The 18252-nt window shown below is 33.7% G+C and carries 13 protein-coding genes; all 13 read left to right on the forward strand.

All coding sequences use genetic code 11. The features are described from left to right. Window positions 1-2 precede the first annotated feature (2 nt). The 13 genes from V7Q02_RS12300 (at window position 3) to V7Q02_RS12360 (ending at window position 18155) form a co-directional block, all read left to right on the forward strand. Complete coding sequence (locus V7Q02_RS12300) at window positions 3-608, forward strand: metal-dependent hydrolase (RefSeq protein ID WP_333861312.1); 606 nt, start codon at window positions 3-5, stop codon at window positions 606-608. Between the two features lie 17 nt (window positions 609-625). Continuing rightward, window positions 626-2494: an excinuclease ABC subunit UvrC gene (uvrC, locus tag V7Q02_RS12305; protein ID WP_333861313.1), complete on the forward strand. Its 1869-nt coding sequence runs from the start codon at window positions 626-628 to the stop codon at window positions 2492-2494. A 186-nt stretch (window positions 2495-2680) separates the two neighbouring features. Further along, the gene (murB, locus tag V7Q02_RS12310; RefSeq protein ID WP_333861314.1) at window positions 2681-3595 is read left to right on the forward strand and encodes a UDP-N-acetylmuramate dehydrogenase; all 915 of its coding nucleotides are present in this window, start codon (window positions 2681-2683) and stop codon (window positions 3593-3595) included. Between the two features lie 172 nt (window positions 3596-3767). Continuing rightward, window positions 3768-4649 (forward strand): RNase adapter RapZ, encoded by an 882-nt coding sequence (gene rapZ, locus V7Q02_RS12315; RefSeq protein ID WP_333861315.1) that lies wholly within the window; start codon window positions 3768-3770, stop codon window positions 4647-4649. After that, window positions 4646-5974 (forward strand): gluconeogenesis factor YvcK family protein, encoded by a 1329-nt coding sequence (locus V7Q02_RS12320; protein WP_333861316.1) that lies wholly within the window; start codon window positions 4646-4648, stop codon window positions 5972-5974. The genes rapZ and V7Q02_RS12320 overlap by 4 nt, the downstream gene beginning before the upstream one ends. Window positions 5975-5987: 13 nt before the next feature. Next, the gene (gene whiA / locus V7Q02_RS12325; protein WP_333861317.1) at window positions 5988-6938 is read left to right on the forward strand and encodes a DNA-binding protein WhiA; all 951 of its coding nucleotides are present in this window, start codon (window positions 5988-5990) and stop codon (window positions 6936-6938) included. Between the two features lie 11 nt (window positions 6939-6949). Beyond that, a complete protein-coding gene (locus V7Q02_RS12330) occupies window positions 6950-8254 on the forward strand; it encodes a DRTGG domain-containing protein (RefSeq protein WP_333861318.1) in 1305 nt (434 codons plus the stop codon). Window positions 8255-8377: 123 nt separating this feature from the next. Next, window positions 8378-11854, forward strand: a complete 3477-nt coding sequence (locus tag V7Q02_RS12335; RefSeq protein ID WP_333861319.1) for a DNA polymerase III subunit alpha — start codon at window positions 8378-8380, stop codon at window positions 11852-11854. A gap of 201 nt (window positions 11855-12055) precedes the next feature. Beyond that, window positions 12056-13012, forward strand: a complete 957-nt coding sequence (pfkA, locus tag V7Q02_RS12340) for a 6-phosphofructokinase (protein ID WP_333861320.1) — start codon at window positions 12056-12058, stop codon at window positions 13010-13012. A gap of 43 nt (window positions 13013-13055) precedes the next feature. Next, window positions 13056-14813: a pyruvate kinase gene (gene pyk / locus V7Q02_RS12345; RefSeq protein WP_333861321.1), complete on the forward strand. Its 1758-nt coding sequence runs from the start codon at window positions 13056-13058 to the stop codon at window positions 14811-14813. 141 nt (window positions 14814-14954) lie between these two features. Further along, window positions 14955-16364 (forward strand): 23S rRNA (uracil(1939)-C(5))-methyltransferase RlmD, encoded by a 1410-nt coding sequence (gene rlmD / locus V7Q02_RS12350; RefSeq protein ID WP_333861322.1) that lies wholly within the window; start codon window positions 14955-14957, stop codon window positions 16362-16364. Window positions 16365-16750: 386 nt separating this feature from the next. Next, on the forward strand, window positions 16751-17263 hold the full coding sequence (locus tag V7Q02_RS12355) for an SF0329 family protein (RefSeq protein ID WP_373845060.1): 513 nt from the start codon (window positions 16751-16753) through the stop codon (window positions 17261-17263). Window positions 17264-17297: 34 nt separating this feature from the next. Next, complete coding sequence (locus V7Q02_RS12360; protein WP_333861324.1) at window positions 17298-18155, forward strand: recombinase family protein; 858 nt, start codon at window positions 17298-17300, stop codon at window positions 18153-18155. The last annotated feature ends 97 nt before the right edge of the window (window positions 18156-18252 follow it).

The following is an 18252-nucleotide window of genomic DNA, read 5'->3' on the forward strand; positions in this document are numbered from 1 at the left end:
ATATGAAAGGCAAAACCCATGCAGGTGTTGGAGTAGTTACTTTTTTATCCGTTTATGATATGCTCCCTGGAAAGTTTAATTATATTGGTATACTTGTGGTAATATTTGCATCTGTGCTCCCTGATATAGATCATCCAAAAAGTATAATAAATAAATATATACTTCCTTTTAGAAACAAGCTCACTAAAATGGTTTTTTACAGCTGTTTAGGAACAATATTGCTGTGGTATGATTATTTATATAAAGGAGAACCTGTAATAAAGGCTATTAGTATATCATTTTTTATAGTGGCCTTATCTACTCACAGAAATGGACTAACTCATAGTTTAACAGGAATGATAATGTTCTCCTTTATTATAGGGTATTTAGGGAATATGTATAACTTACATTATTTGGTATACTATTTTATTATAGGTTATGGAATGCACCTGTTGTGTGACATGATTACAGATAGAGGAGTACCACTATTTTATCCCTTTAAAAATAAAAAATTGAAAATGCCCTTAACTTATAAGACAAATTCTAAAATTGGATGTACTATAGAAGAACTTTTAATGATATTCGGGCTTTTATTTACTATATATAAACTTCCAGTTATATATAAATAATCTTAGGAGTGAATTAAGTGTTTGATTTTCAAAAGCAGTTAAAAATATTGCCAGATAAACCTGGAGTATATTTAATGAAAAATTCTTTGGGAGAAGTAATATATGTAGGAAAAGCAAAGGTTTTAAAAAATAGAGTCAGGCAATATTTTCAGAACTCTAAAAACCATTCAGAAAAAGTTAAAACAATGGTTAAACATATTTCAGAGTTTGAGTATATAGTTACAGATTCTGAAATGGAAGCTCTTGTGCTAGAGTGTAACTTGATAAAAAAATACAGGCCCAGATATAATATATTGTTAAAAGATGATAAAATATATCCACTTATAAAAATAACTTTAAATGAGGATTTCCCAAGAATAATATGTGCCAGAAATAAGATAAAAGACGGTGCAAAATATTTTGGACCTTATATAAGTACCAGTGCAGTCTATGAAACTATGGAGATCATAAAAAAGATATTTCCTATAAGGGATTGCAGACTGAATATAAAAAGAGGAAATGTAAAGGGTAGGCCTTGTCTGAATTATCATATAGGATTGTGCAGGGCACCTTGTGCTGGATATATTACCAAAGAGGAATACGGGGAAATTATATCTGGAGTTATAGAATTTTTATCAGGAAAGAACAAAGATATAATCAAAAAATTAAAACATGATATGGATATTTTATCCCAAAATATGGAGTTTGAGAAGGCGGCGGAACTGAGGGATAAGATTTTTTCACTGGAAAAGATTATGGAAAAACAAAAAATAACCACTGGTAGCTTTGAAGATGAAGACTTTATAAATATACACTCTGACGAAAAGGATAGTTGTATTCAAGTGTTTTTTTCAAGAACAGGAAAAATAATAGGAAGAGAACATTTTATTATAGAGGATACACAGGATATTCCTAAGAGCGAAATAGTGGCAAATTTTATCAAAGAATTTTATGGGGGTACCGCATATATAGCAAAAACCATATATGTACCAGAAATTTATGATATTCAATTATTGGAAGATTGGCTTAGTATTAAAAAGAATTCCAAGGTATATATTAAAATACCTCAAAAAGGTGAAAAAAAGTTGATTTTAAATTTGGTAGAAAAAAATGCCAGAACAACTTTAAAGAATTTTAAATTTAAGTTCATTCAAGATAAAGAAATGTATGAAACATCCCTAGAAGAACTTATGAAAATACTTAACCTAGATGATATACCACACAGAATAGAAGCCTACGATGTATCTAATATTCAGGGGGTAGATTCTGTGGGTACCATGGTGGTCTTTGAAAATGGTAGGGCAAAGCATAATGATTATAGGAGATTTAAAATTAATGGAGTAAAGGGAGCTAATGATTATGAGAGTATGAAGGAGATTTTAAGAAGAAGATTTCAAAATGGTATGGAAGAAATAAAGAGAATAAAAGAAAAGGAATTGGAATTTAGTGCAGGAAAATTTAGCTTGTTTCCTGATTTGATTCTTATGGATGGAGGAAAAATTCAAGTAAATGCAGCTCTTGAAGTGCTAAAAGAATTTCATATAAATATACCTGTATGTGGTATGGTAAAAGACGATAAACATAGAACCAGAGGACTCATTTATGGAAATGAGGAGATGGCAATAAGTAGAGACTCCAATACAATTAAACTTATTACCAGAATACAGGATGAAGTTCATAGATTTGCTGTAACTTACCATAGGAGTCTGAGAAGCAAAAGGGTACTTCATTCTGTATTAGAGGATATACCCAATGTAGGAGTTAAAAGGAGAAAAGAACTTTTAAAAAAGTTTTTAAGTGTGGAAAATATAAAAAAAGCAAGTATAGAGGAGCTTATAAGTACTCCCTCTATAGATATGCGTACGGCAGAAAGTATAGTTTCTTATTTTAGAGGATATAAAAGCTAAATGAATTTAGATTTATATGGCAATATATTGGTGTAATATAATATATTATAATTAGTAGTATAAAATGATGCAGCGGTTATTATATTAATGATTTCAGGAGGAGTATATCTAAATATTGATTAAGAATTATACATACATTATACTGAGTATGATACATAATTTTAATTTTCGAGGAGAATATTTACAATGAATAAGTTTGAAAATTTTGCTATAAGGTTAAGGGAGATATTAGATATAGAAGATATAAAAATAGATGAGCCTATGAAAGAACATACCTCATTTAAGGTGGGAGGACCTGTAGATATATTGCTTACCCCTAAAGATTTCAACCAGGTAGTAGCTGCAGTAAAATTTTGCAAAAAAGAGAATATACCTTATTATATAATGGGAAATGGCTCTAATCTGCTGGTAAAAGATGGTGGAATAAGAGGGGTAATGATTAAGCTTGTAAAGCTAAATAAAATTCAGGTTAAAGAAAATAAAATTATTACGGAAAGCGGTGCATCACTGAAGGATATTTCAACTACAGCATTAGAAAATTGTTTAACGGGATTTGAGTTTGCTTGTGGAATACCGGGAAGTGTTGGTGGAGCGGTTACAATGAATGCAGGTGCCTATAATGGAGAGATCTCAAATGTAATAGAAAGTGCAAAGGTTATATGTAATAATGGAGAAATAGTAGTACTTAACATGGAGGAAATGGAGCTTGGATATAGAATGAGTTCCATATTAAAAAATGGGTATACTATTTTAGAAGTTACATTTAACCTGGAAAAGGGTGATAAAGAAAGTATAATGAATCGCATAGAGGATTTAAGCAGGAGGAGAAATGAAAAACAACCTTTAGAATATGCCTCCGCAGGAAGCACCTTTAAAAGGCCACAGGGACATTTTGCTGCAAAGCTCATAGAAGATAGTGGCTTAAAGGGAAAGAGTGTAGGAGATGCACAGGTGTCTCAGAAGCATTCTGGCTTTATAATAAACAAAGGAAATGCTACGGCAAAGGATATTTTGACTTTAATATCTATTGTACAGGACAAAGTAAGGCAAAACTTTGATATAGATTTATATACTGAAGTTAGGATTATAGGGGAAGACTAGTTGAAGGTAGAGGATTAAAGCTGGAGGATTAGTGTAGGTTACACTGTATTCTCCTTTTTAGTTGTGTTTTATTGTGGCAGTTTGGTTATGTTATAATTAAGAAATCAATATGTACTGTAATTGTGAATTTAAAAGCGTTAGGATAAAATATTGCTCATGGAGGGATGTAACTGTGAGATTTGTTATAGTAACAGGATTGTCTGGAGCCGGAAAAACTCAAGCTATAAGAAACTTGGAGGATTTAGGATTTTTTTGTGTGGATAACTTGCCTCCTGCACTAATACCCAAATTTGCAGAGGCCTGTTATCAAACTGAGGGAAAAATTGATAAGATAGCTCTTGTCATAGATATAAGGGGAGGACAGTTTTTTGATGATATATTTGAAAGTATCAATTATCTACAAAAACAAGGGTATAAGTATGAAATACTATTTTTAGATGCTTCAGATGAAGTGCTGATTAAAAGATTCAAGGAATCCAGAAGAAAACATCCTCTAGCACCTGATGGCAGAATTGTAAATGGAATACTTATGGAAAGAAATAGACTTAGGGAAATAAAAGACAGGTCAGATAACATAATTGATACATCTAAGTTGGCCACAAGAGAACTTAGAGAAGAGATAACAAGGATATATTCCGAAGAAGGTCAGATGGAAACTCAATTAATAGTCACAGTACTTTCTTTTGGATTTAAATATGGTATACCTGTTGATTCGGATTTGGTATTTGATGTGAGATTCCTGCCTAATCCTTTCTATATTCCTGAACTTAAAAGGCATTCCGGCAGGGATAAAATTGTAGTAGATTATATAATGGACTTTAAAGAGACTGTTGAATTTATAGATAAGTTGGAAGACATGCTGGAATTCTTAATACCAAATTATTTAAAAGAAGGTAAAAGACAGCTTATTGTATCCATAGGGTGTACGGGAGGAAGACATCGTTCTGTGACTATTGCAAACACTATTTATAATAGATTAAAAGATAATGGCCATAGAGTGAATATAGACCACAGGGATATAGAAGAAGATATTAAAGGTGGTAAAAAGCTATGAAGATTATAGACTGGTTTAGGCCTGGAATTAAGGTTAAGAGATGGGTTATGCTGGGAGCTATGGGAGTACTTTTTATAATATTTGGAGTAATTGAATTTATAAATAGAAGGTTTTATAACCCTTATTATATATCCTTTTATATATTTTTAATGGTATCAGGAATTTTTGTAGTATATATTTCCATAACCCAAGGAATGAGATCTATAATAGCACTTATAAATAAAGGGTATTTAAGTGTATCTTTAGATTCTAAAAAGTTGGAAAGTCTGATATATGAGAAACGTCTGTTGGTTAAAGGACCTAAAATTGTTGCTATAGGTGGAGGTACTGGTCTTTCTACTATGCTTAGAGGGCTTAAGTATTATACTTCCAACATAACTGCTATAGTCACTGTGGCAGATGATGGAGGGGGATCAGGAGATCTTAGAGAAGACCTTGGAATGCTTCCCCCGGGAGATATAAGAAACTGCATAATGGCTCTTGCAGATACGGAACCTCTTATGGAAGAACTTCTGCAGTACAGGTTTAAAGATGGAAGATTGAAAAATCAGAGTTTTGGTAATTTATTTCTAGCAGCTATGGATGGTATATCGGGAAACTTTGAGGAGGCCGTTCATAAAATGAGTTCTGTACTTGCAGTAACAGGAAGGGTAATGCCAGTTACTCTGGATAACTTGATATTAAGGGCTAAATTAAAAAATGGAAATATAGTATCTGGAGAGTCAAACATTCCAAATCAAGCTATTATTCAAAACACCCATATAGATAAAATATTTATAGAACCTGAAAATGCTAGGGCATTAAGAGAAGCAGTGGATGCCATCTTGGAAGCAGATGCTATAATACTTGGACCGGGGAGTCTTTATACCAGTGTAATACCAAATCTTTTGGTAAAAGATATAGCAAATGCAGTAAGAAAAACTCCGGCCATAAGGCTGTATGTTTCAAATATAATGACACAGCCTGGAGAAACGGATGGATTTTCTGTGGAGGATCATATAAGTACTATTTTTAAGCATGTAGGAAATGATATAATGGATTATGTTATTGTCAATGTGGGAAAGATAGATATGGAACTTGAGGGGAAATATAAAGAAGAAGAATCTCACCTGGTAAAGATAAACGATGACAAGGTATCTTCTCTAGGGGTAAAAGTTATTGAAGGGGATTTTATAAGCATTAAAAATGGATTGATAAGGCATAACTCTGAAAAATTGGCGTCCATATTAATAGAAACTATTATGGATAAAAAACTATTGTATGATAGAAAGAAGAGAATAGAATATTTCTATTTGTCAGAAAGATTAAAAGAAAATAAAAAGTAAGTGGGAGAGAGAAATGTCATTTTCATTAAAAGTAAAAAATGAAATTTGTAGATATAAAATTATGAGTGAAAAGGAAGCGGTGGCGGAATTATCTGCAATAATGAAAGTGAGTGGAACATTGCTTTTAGGTTCAAATAAACAATTTAATTTTAAAATAGTTACTGAAAATGCGGCTACTGCCCGGCTTATATTTAGGATATTAAAGGATAAATTCAATATACACACTAAAATACTTGTTAAAAAAAATAATTCTTTTAAGAAAAATAATGTTTATATGATAATGATAACAGAGAATGTGAATGTAAAATCTTTACTTAAAAAGGTGGGGATTTTAAAAGAAGAAGAGGGAGTTTTTTCTCTGGATTACAGTATACCTAAAAATATTATAGGAAGTGAAGAACTTAAAAGAGCATATATTAAAGGAGCTTTTTTAGGAGGAGGCAGTATCAGCAATCCAGAGAAGACCTATCACCTTGAATTTGTTACACATAACAACGAATATGCCAAGGAATTAAGTAAACTTATAAATGGATATGGCTTAAACTCCAAAGTAATACAGAGAAAAAATAGTTTTATAATTTACATTAAAGAAGGAGAACAAATAGTAGATTTATTAAATATTATAGGAGCTCATTCCTCTCTTCTTGAATTGGAAAATATAAGAATAATAAAAGAAATGAGAAATAATGTGAATAGACTTGTGAATTGTGAAACTGCAAATTTAAGTAAAACTGTAAATGCATCTGTAAGACAATCTGAAAGTATAAAGCTTATACAAAGAGAAATAGGATTAAATAGGCTTCCTACTAATTTAAAAGAAATTGCACAATTAAGACTAAAATATCCAGATGAATCCTTGAAGGAATTAGGTGAAATGCTCACCCCTAAGGTAGGTAAATCAGGGGTAAATCATAGGCTTAGAAGAATTGAAAAAATAGCGGAGGAGCTAAGAAAAGAAAGGTAGGAACTTTGTGAATGTCAAAACATGAAAAGCTGATGAAATATATACTTTCATTAAAAGCTGGAACTAGAATTTCAGTTAGGAGTGTAGCAAGTGAATTAGGTGTTAGTCATGGAACCGTATATAGAGCAATAAAACATTCTGCTGATAGTGGTATAGTTACTACCATTCCAAGAGTGGGAACCGTAAGAATAGAAAAGATTGAAAAGAAAAATATAGAAAAATTAACTTATGGAGATGTTATAAATATCATAGACGGAAATTTGCTTGGAGGAAAAGAAGGAGTATATAAGATATTACATCATTTTATAATAGGAGCCATGACCATAGATGCTATGAAGAAGTATATAGAAAAAGACTGCCTGGTAATAACAGGTAATAGAGAGGATGTTCAAAAACTTGCCCTTTTAAACGGGGCAGGAGTTCTTATAACAGGAGGTTTTAAATGTAGTGGGGATATAAAGAAATTGGCAAATAAGAAATGTCTTCCTATAATATCTACAAATTATGACACTTTTACAGTGGCAAGTATGATAAACAGAGCACTTTCAGAAAATTTGATAAAAAAAGAAATAGTTCTTGTAGAGGACATAATGCAAAATGATCCTTGTTACCTTGAGAATACAGATACGGTATATACTTGGAAAAAAGTTATGGAAAAAATTAATTATAAAATATATCCTGTAGTAGATAATCAGAAAAGAGTGGTAGGAATTTTATCTTCTGAGGATTTGTTAAAAGGTGGTTCAGATAATGAACTTTTAAGTAAGATAATGCGTAAAGACCCCATTGTGGTAAAACCTAAAACTACAGTAGCTTATACAGCACACATAATGGATTTGAAGGGGTGTGAGGTATTTCCAGTAGTGAATCATAAAAAACTCATAGGGATTATAACTAAAGGGGATATAATAAAAGCACTTCACTACATGGCAAGGCAGCCTCAATCAGGAGAAACATTAGAAGATATGATATTGGAAAAGTTCCAGTGTCAGGTAAGGGATGATAAATTTTGTTTTATAGGTAAAATAACTCCTGAGATGTTAAGCGATGTAGGCACAGCTTCCTGGAGTTCTTTGAATATGATTTTATCTACCATGGCTATTGTAACTTTAAGGCAGAAAAGTAATGCTAATATGCTTACAGTAGATAGTATAAGTACATATTTTATAAAACCAGTGCAAATAAATAATCAGGTTGAAATATATATTGATGTAATAGATCTTGGGGTAAATCACTGTAAGGTAGAGGCAAATATGTTTAATAATAAGAACATAGCTGGAAAATGCATTTTATCTGCAAGGATAATAAGAAAATAATATACTTTATAGGACTTTAATGTAAGATAGACTGGCGAGGCGGCCGGTTATTTTTTATCCGAAGACTGTGGAAAAAATATCCCAGTTCACAAAGAATTTTAAAAAGGAGGAATACTATTTTAAATGGGTGATAAGAGATATAAATGGGTAAGTTTACACCAGCATACAGAATATTCTCTCTTAGATTCTTCAGCTAAAATTTCAGAACTTATATCTAGGGCCAAGGAGTTGGATATGGATAGTATTGCTATAACAGATCATGGCAGCATGTATGGCTGTGTAGAGTTTTACAAAGAAGCCAAAGCGCAGGGAATAAAGCCTATAATAGGCTGTGAAATATATGTATGCCAAAAATCCATGTATGTAAAGCAAAATAATGGGCAAAACGAAAACTATCACTTGGTACTTCTGGTAAAAAATAAAGAAGGATATAAAAATTTGATGAAAATAGTATCCACAGCTTCAATTGAAGGATTTTATTATAAACCTAGAGTAGACCATGATTATCTAAGGGAACATAGTGAGGGACTCATAGCATTAAGTGCTTGTATGGGAGGAGAGGTACAGGCAAATATACTAAAAGATGATGTGAAGACAGCCAGGGAAATAGCCCTTTTTTATAAAAGCATATTTAGAGAAGGCTTTTATCTTGAACTTCAATATCATGGCATAGAACAACAGATTAAAATAAATAAAGAACTTATATCCATGTCAAAAGAACTTAATATTCCTTTAGTTGCAACAAATGATGTACACTATATAAAAAAGGAAGATTACAGGTCTCACGATATACTGCTTTGTATACAGACAGGGAAAACTGTAGATGAAGAACAGAGGATGAGATATCCTTCAGACGAATTTTATTTAAAATCTCCAGAACAAATGTATGAAATATTCTCTTATGTACCAGAAGCTTTGGAAAATACGGTTAAAATAGCGGAGCAGTGCAACTTCGACTATGAGTTTCACAATTCAAAACTGCCTAAATTTCCACTGGAGGAAGGTATAAATCTTTATGAGTATATGAGGAAACTATGTTATGAAGGACTTGAAAAAAGATATAAAAATATAGATGATAATTTAATAGACAGATTGGAATATGAATTAGGTGTAATAAAGAAAATGGGATATGTGGATTATTTTCTAATAGTTTGGGATTTCATAAGATTTGCAACACAAAATGGAATTATGACAGGACCGGGCAGAGGTAGTGGAGCTGGATCCATAGTTGCATACACCCTTGGAATTACCAAAATAGATCCTATAAAATATAACCTTATATTTGAACGTTTTTTAAATCCAGAAAGGATATCCATGCCAGATATTGATAGTGATTTTTGTTATGAAAGGCGTGGAGAGGTTATAGACTATGTTATAGAAAAATACGGCAAAGACAATGTATCACAAATTGTAACTTTTGGAACTATGGCTGCCAGAGCATGTATAAGAGATGTGGGAAGGGCAATGAATTACCCCTATGGAGAAGTGGATAGAATAGCTAAGATGATTCCTACAATCTCAAATATAACCATAGACAAGGCTCTCGAGGTTAATCCTGAATTTAAGGAAGCCTATGAAGAGGAGCCTAGAACTAAAGAACTAATAGATGTGGCAAGAGCACTTGAAGGCCTCCCAAGGCATACTTCCACCCATGCTGCAGGGGTTGTTATAGCTTCAAAACCTTTGGTAAATTATGTACCCCTCCAGAAAAATGAAGGTAATATAGTGACTCAGTTTACTATGAATACCTTAGAGGAACTTGGATTATTAAAAATGGATTTTTTAGGACTTAAGACTTTAACGGTTTTAAGAGATGCTCTTACCATGATTAAAGAAAATAAGGGAGAAAGCATTGACTTAGATAATATAGATTATGATGATAAAGCAGTGTATGATATGATAGGACAGGGAAAAACTGTAGGGGTTTTTCAGCTTGAATCCCCGGGGATGACTTCTTTTATGAAAGAATTAAAACCTAGTTCCCTAGAGGATATAATAGCTGGAATAAGTCTTTATAGGCCTGGTCCCATGGCTGAAATACCAAAATATATTAAAAATAAGAATAGTGTCTGCAAAATAAGTTATGTAACTCCAAAGCTTGAACACATACTATCTGTTACTTATGGGTGTATGGTGTATCAGGAACAGGTAATGCAGATTGTAAGAGATCTGGCTGGTTACTCCATGGGAAGAAGTGACTTGGTAAGACGTGCTATGTCCAAGAAAAAACACCATGTCATGGAAGAGGAAAGGCGTAACTTTGTATATGGTATAGTAGATGAGGATGGAAAAGTAGAAATACCTGGATGTATAAGAAATGGTATATCAGAAAAGGCCGCTAATGACATATTTGATTCCATGATAGATTTTGCATCCTATGCATTTAACAAATCCCATGCTGCTGCATATGCTGTAGTGGCATTTCAAACAGCATATTTAATGTATTATTATCCTACAGAATTTACGGCGGCAATGCTAAATAGTGTAAAAGGTGATAGTGAAAAGGTGGCGTATTATATAAGATTTGCGAAGGGAATTGGGATAGAAGTACTTCCACCTAGTATTAATGAAAGTTATGCAAAATTTACAGTAGAAGATGGAAAAATAAGGTTTGGATTGTCAGCTGTAAAAAACGTAGGGGAGAATATAATAGACAGTATAGTTAAATCTAGATTAAAATACGGTAAATTTAAGGATTTAGTGGATTTTTGCAGTAACATAGAGATACAATCAATAAATAAAAGAGTAGTGGAAAGCTTAATTAAAGCGGGAGCTTTTGATTGTTTCGGTAAATATCGCTCTCAGCTGAGTATGGTGTATGAAAAGATAATTGACAGTGTCATAAACTCAAGGAAAAAAAATATAAAAGGACAGCTAAGTCTTTTTTCCGAGATAAAAGACAGCAGTATAGAAATACAATATCCTGATGTAAAAGAATTTTTAAAAAGAGATATGCTTTCCATGGAAAAAGAAATGACAGGACTGTATCTTTCAGGTCACCCTTTAGATGAGTACGAGAAAACTTTAAAATTACAGACGGATACTAAAATATCAGATATAGTAATTCAGGAGACCTTGGAGGAAAGTTTCATGGAAGAATCTAGAGTAAGAGATGGAGATAAGGTAATAGTGGGAGGAATATTATCAGAGGTATCCAGAAAAATTACCAAGAATAATGACATGATGGCTTTTGCCAGATTAGAAGATTTATATGGGGGAATAGAAGCAATAATATTCTCCAAAAACTTCCAAAAATTCAAGAGTTTAATTTATGATGATTCTTTGATTTTGGTAAAAGGCAGAATAAGTATCAGAGAAGAGGAACAGCCCAAGTTGATCTGTGAAATTATAGAATCCCTCATAAGAATAGATACGGAAAAACTTTATATATTAATTAAAGAACAGCAGGATATAAAAGATACTTTGAAAGAAGTAAAACCTTTACTTATAGATTTTAGTGGAAATATCCCGGTGTATTTATGCACACAAAAGGAAAGAAGAAAATTTAGGATGGATAGGGATTTTTGGGTAAAATCAGATCCAGCTCTTATGGGAATATTGAAAAAAAGATTTGGAGATAACAATGTAAAAATTATATAAGATTAAATTTGTATATTTTATTATAAAGTAAACAAAATATTAAAGAAAACTTTTTTTAGCGTAATTGTGAATGAGTATACTGCATTATTTTATGGTAAAAAATATATAAGTGTGGTATAAATAAGATTATATAGATTAGATGAAAGTTTGTTTTGAATTCACAGGGATACTTTATTCCCTGCAATTATGGGAGGTTTGTTTATGAAAAAGATAGCTGTGTTAACTAGTGGGGGAGATGCGCCGGGTATGAATGCTGCTATAAGAGCAGTAGTGAGGACTGCTCTGGATAAAGACTTCAATATACTGGGGATAGAAAGAGGATATAGGGGACTTATGAATGGCGAAGTAATACCTATGGAAAGAGAAACTGTGGCAGATATTATACAACGGGGAGGCACCATATTGAAGACTGCCAGATCAGAAGAGTTTAAAACAGATAAAGGTAAAAAGATAGCAGTGGGTATACTGGAAAAGTTTCAAGTGGACGGACTGGTGGTAATAGGTGGAGATGGGTCCTTCAGGGGAGCTCAGGAATTATCCAAACTAGGAATATCTACCATAGGCATACCCGGAACTATAGATAATGACATGGCTTATACAGATTTTACCATAGGTTTTGATACAGCAGCAAATACAGTTCTAGATGCCATTAATAAATTAAGAGATACTTCCACGGCACATCAAAGAGTGAGCATTGTAGAGGTTATGGGTAGAAATTGTGGCGATATAGCTCTTTATGCCGGGCTTGCCGGTGGAGCTGAAAATATAATTATACCGGAAAAAGGATATGAAGAAGAAGAATTGTGCAAAAATGTACTGGAAGCAAAATTAAATGGTAAGGTTCATAATTTGATAGTTTTGGCAGAAGGTATAGGGGGAGGAGAAGCTTTAGCTCGAAAGATACAGTATGTTACCGGAATAGAAGCCAGGGCTACAAAATTAGGACACATTCAAAGGGGAGGTAGTCCTACCTGCAGGGACAGAATATTAGCTTCAAGGTTTGGATATAGAGCAGTTGAATTGCTGGAAGAGGGAAAGACTTCACGGGTTATTGGGATTAAAGAAGAGAAGATTATTGATTTAAACATAGATGAGGCTTTACAAATGCCAAGAATATTTGATGAGAAATTATATGAAATAGCACAGGCATTAGCATGATAATGGTAAAAAATATATTTTGTATAAGGAGAGTATGGCAATTATGCAAAAAACTAAAATGATTTTTACAATTGGACCTACCAGTGATTCAGAAGAAATTTTATCAAAACTTATTGAAGCTGGCATGAATGTAACCAGACACAATTTTTCTCATGGAGATTATCCAAGTCATGAGAAGAGAATAAATACAGTAAAGAAGCTTAGAGAAAAATACAATAAACCTATAGCGATTATGCTGGATACTAAAGGACCTGAAATAAGGACAGGGGACTTTCAAAATGGCAAGGCCCAGTTGAAAGAGGGAGATAAATTCACCCTGTACTGTGGAGACAACATCTTGGGAGATAACACAAAATGTTCCATAACCTATGATGGTTTAAGTAATGACTTGAAAAAAGGAGACAGTATACTAATAGATGATGGATTAGTTGCATTGGAAATAGATAAGGTTGAAGACAATAAAATATGCTGTATAGTTAAAAATAATGGAACAGTCAGTAATCACAAGGGTGTAAATGTACCTGGAGTGTCTATCTCATTGCCGGCCTTAACTGAAAAGGATAAAGAGGATTTGATATTTGGATGTAAAGTCGGGGTGGATATGATAGCTGCTTCTTTTATAAGAAAAGCTTCTGATGTACTTACCATAAGAAAAATACTGGAGGCAAATGGAGGACAAGATATACAAGTATTCTCTAAAATTGAAAATCAGGAGGGTGTCGACAATATAGATGAAATAATAAAGTTTTCTGATGGAATAATGGTAGCAAGGGGAGATATGGGAGTGGAAATTCTTATAGAACAGGTACCCTTGATACAAAAAATCATAATACAAAAATGTAATAAAGCAGGGAAACCCGTTATAACTGCAACTCAGATGCTTGATTCTATGATAAGAAATCCAAGACCCACCAGAGCCGAAGCATCAGATATAGCTAATGCTATATTTGACGGAACAGATGCCATAATGTTAAGCGGTGAAACTGCCAATGGAAAATATCCTGTAGAAGCGGCACAGACTATGGCAAGAATAGCCCAGGCAGCAGAAGAGGAAATCGACTATGATTCTCTATTAAAGAAAAGAAGGGAAGTTCACATACAAAATGTACCTAATGCTATAAGTTTGGCTACTTGTACTACTGCTTCGGAATTAAAAGCTTCTGCTATAGTAACTGCTACGCAAAGCGGGCATACTGCCAGAATGGTTTCAAAATACAGACCACAATGTCATATTATAGCTGTAACCCCTAGTGATAAGGTAGCTAGAAAGCTTGCATTAAATTGGGGAGTATTTCCTATACTCAGTAAAAGAGTGGATTCTACAGATGAATTAATAGAGGATTCAGTAAAAATAGCATTAAAAAGCGGTTATGTGAAAAAAGGAGATTTGGTAATTATAGCAGCGGGTATACCAGTTAGTTATTCTGGTACCACAAATATGTTGAAAGTTCATATAGTTGGAGATATATTGGTTCAAGGTAGAGGGGCAGGAGTGAGACCAGGGTATGGAAACACCAAAATAGTCTATAAACCTAAAGATGCCAAAGAGATAGTTGAGGATGGAGATATTTTAGTAGTTAAAGATTTAGATATAGAATATATGGATGTATTAGATAGAGTTTCAGGAGTTATAGCAGAAAATGGAGGATTAACATCCCATCTTGCTATTGAGTGTCTTACAAGAGAAATACCTATTATCTGTGGAGCTGGAGGAGCTACTGAAATATTAAAAACAGGTACATTTATAACTATGGATATTATAAGAGGAATAGTATACAATGGAAGAGCTAATATAATGTAAAAAATGTTCACTAAAAATTTACATAAATTTATTGTATATTAGAGAAATATATGGTTAAAATTATATGATGGGAAAATAAGAGACAACTGATTCCATATTTAAGCACCTTTACAGGTGCAATTTTTTTTAGTAGGTGAATTTATGGCAAGTAAAATAGAAAAGAATAAAGAATATGTTTTAACTATAGATGGAATGGGATATCAAGGAGAGGGCGTAGGAAAAGTAGAAGGTTTTACAATTTTTGTACCAGGAGCTATCCAGGGAGAAAAGGTAAAGGTAAAAGCTTTAAAAGTAAATAAAAACTTTGCTTTTGCCAAATTAATAGAAGTAATTGAGGTATCAAAACACAGGGCAACTCCTATATGTGGCATATATAAAAGGTGCGGAGGATGTCAGCTTCAGCATTTATCCTATAATGGACAACTATCCTTTAAAGAAAACAGAGTTAAAGATTGTTTGGAGAGAATAGGTAAACTTCAGGTAATTTCAGGAGAAGAGGGTATTCATCAACATGAAGTTGTAACAAAGCTATACCATACCATAGGCATGGAAAGTCCCTATAGGTACAGAAATAAGGTACAACTTCCAGTAGGCAGATCAAGAAATGGTATAGACATAGGATTTTATGCAAAGAAAACTCATGAGATAATCAATATGAGCAGTTGTTTTATACAAAGTGAAACTTCTGACAAAATAGTTACGCTAATTAGACAGTGGATTGAGAAATATAATATTGAGCCTTATAATGAAAAGAATGGTAAAGGTATTGTAAGACATATAATGATAAGAGAAGCTTTTACTACAGGCGAAGTTATGGTGGTAATAGTAACTGCAGCGAACCACTTACCGTATAAAAGGGAGTTTATAGAAATAATAACTAAAAATATATCCCAAATAAAAAGTATAATACAAAATATAAATAAGAATAGAACTAATGTAATAATGGGAGAAAAGTGCATAACCCTCTGGGGCAATGACACCATAAACGATTATATAGAGAAGTTCAAGTTTAATATATCCCCATTGTCATTTTTTCAGGTAAATCCCCTGCAGACAGAGGTACTCTATAATAAGGTATTAGAGTATGCAGGATTGACTGGAAATGAAGTTGTATTTGATGCATATTGTGGAACAGGAACCATATCTCTGTTTTTATCACAGAAAGCTAAAAAAGTTTATGGAGTGGAAGTAATTCCCCAGGCCATAGAAAATGCTAATATGAATGCCAGAGAAAACGGCATAGAAAATGTGGAATTTATAGTAGGAAAGTCGGAAAAGGTAATACCAGAACTTATAGAAAAAGGGATAAAAGCAGATGTGGTGCTAGTGGATCCTCCAAGAAAGGGATGTGAGGAGGCAATTCTTCATTCCATTGGGGATATGAAGCCAAGGACAATAGTTTATGTATCCTGTGATCCTGCAACCCTTGCAAGAGATTTAGCTATTTTAAGGGATTTTGAGTATAGGGTCGAAAAGGTACAGCCTGTGGATATGTTTCCACAAACGGGGCACGTTGAGACGGTGGTATTGATGTCACGGGTAGAAAAATAGGGTTAAAAAAGGCATTTTTAGTAGTCTTTTATGTTGAAAACAGGTTGTTTACAACCACACTTTTTCGTCCCGTGGGAACAAGTCCAAAAAGCTATACTGAGCGCGAGAGAACAGGATTGATACCGGGCTTTCGCGATAGGACAGGATAGATGTTTTGTGTTTTTGGGCATTGGTGAGAGTATAGGATTGATGTTTTTGAGGGTTTTTGCGTGTGCGTGGGAACAAGTCGAAAATGCGGCCTATATTTCGCCTTATTATTGGAAATTGACAACCAAAAACACGATGATTTTATGGTTTTGACTACTTATCATTCCGCATAGATTGACTAATATTTTCCAATAAATTATTATAATACTTAGATACGATTGTAACTGAGGGGGATTAGGATGGAACATTACAAATCTTGGGCTGGACTAAAAAAGCAACTGAATGAATTTTTGTGCGAAGCACTAATAAATAGAATAACTTATTTTCTTACCAGATATCATGATGTCCATAATTCATATGGAAGAGCTTCTATCCGTTTTGATGGCACGGAACTTGTTTGCTTTTCATGGATAGAGATGTATCACCAGGAATATGCCGTTTCTGCTGTTCATAAAAAAGATCCAAAGCTGAGCTACGAAGATGCGATAGAACAGTTGAAACCAGAATGGGACAAGAACTGTACATATTATGAAATGGATTTTCTTGATGCCGCCTTGAAATTTCGTAGTATGTCAATTAAAATAGCTTTAGAATCCGATAATTACATTATTAAAATACTGGCTATCCTTGATAAACGTGTAGGAAACAGAACGCTCGCACAATTATCAAATAATAAAGAATACGAAGCATATCCTGAATGGGTTCAACAGTTTTATAGACTCCGTTTTACTTCTAGTAAAATTGCGTTTTAGTACAACCTTATGCTTACTGATTGGAGGTGAAGTTATGTCCGATGATACTCCGAAATTAAAAGTGACGATGATACCGGCTGCTCGTCAGTCGCTGAAAAAGGTCGCCATTTACTGCCGCGTTAGCACAACGCACGAATCGCAGGACGAAAGTTTGGATATCCAAATCAAGACGCTGAAGCAATATGTAGCCTGCAATCCAAAGTGGATGTTGTATGAGGTCTATACAGACAAGGATTCCGGCGGTAATGCAGCGCGTTACGGGTTTCAGAAGATGATTTTCGACTGCTATGAAAATCGGATTGACATTGTTGTTGTGAAAACCATCAGCCGCTTTGCCAGAAATACAGTTGATTTACTTGAAACGGTAAGCCGGCTTAAGAGCCTTGGAGTTGAAATCATCTTTCATCAGGAGAACCTCCGGACCAGCGAAACGGATAATGATATACTGATATCGGCCCTAAGTGCTATTGCCCAGGCGGAGAGCGAGTCCACGGGGGAAGCAATCAAATGGGGCTTGAAGCGCGGGTTCATCTCCGGGAATTCAAAGCTGTATTCCCGGAAGTGTTTTGGCTATCAACAGGACGAAAACGGCGATCTTATCATTGATGAGGAAGCGGCAAAAGTAGTCCGTCTGATTTATGACTTATATTTAAATGGCAGCAGTATTGTTTCGATTATCCGGGAGCTTGAGAACCAAGGTATTAAATCACCACAGGGTAAGGATGCCTGGTCAAAGCGTTCGATCCAAACTATATTAACCAACGAGAAATATGCAGGTCATGTGCTGGTTGGCAAGACCTACTCAGGTGATTTCCCCAATAATAAGCAACGGCAAAATCGTGGTGAGCAGGCTGACATACGGACACCTAATATCCATATAAATGGTAATTAAGACTTGTAGAAAAAAATATTCTGAAAATAATAAAAAACCACCATTCATAGTATAAAATTGATTTTGAGAACAATTTTACTAGAAAAGGTGGCTTGTT

It is taken from the genome of Clostridium sp., assembly GCF_036781005.1.
Lineage (GTDB): Bacteria > Bacillota > Clostridia > Clostridiales > Clostridiaceae > Clostridium_B.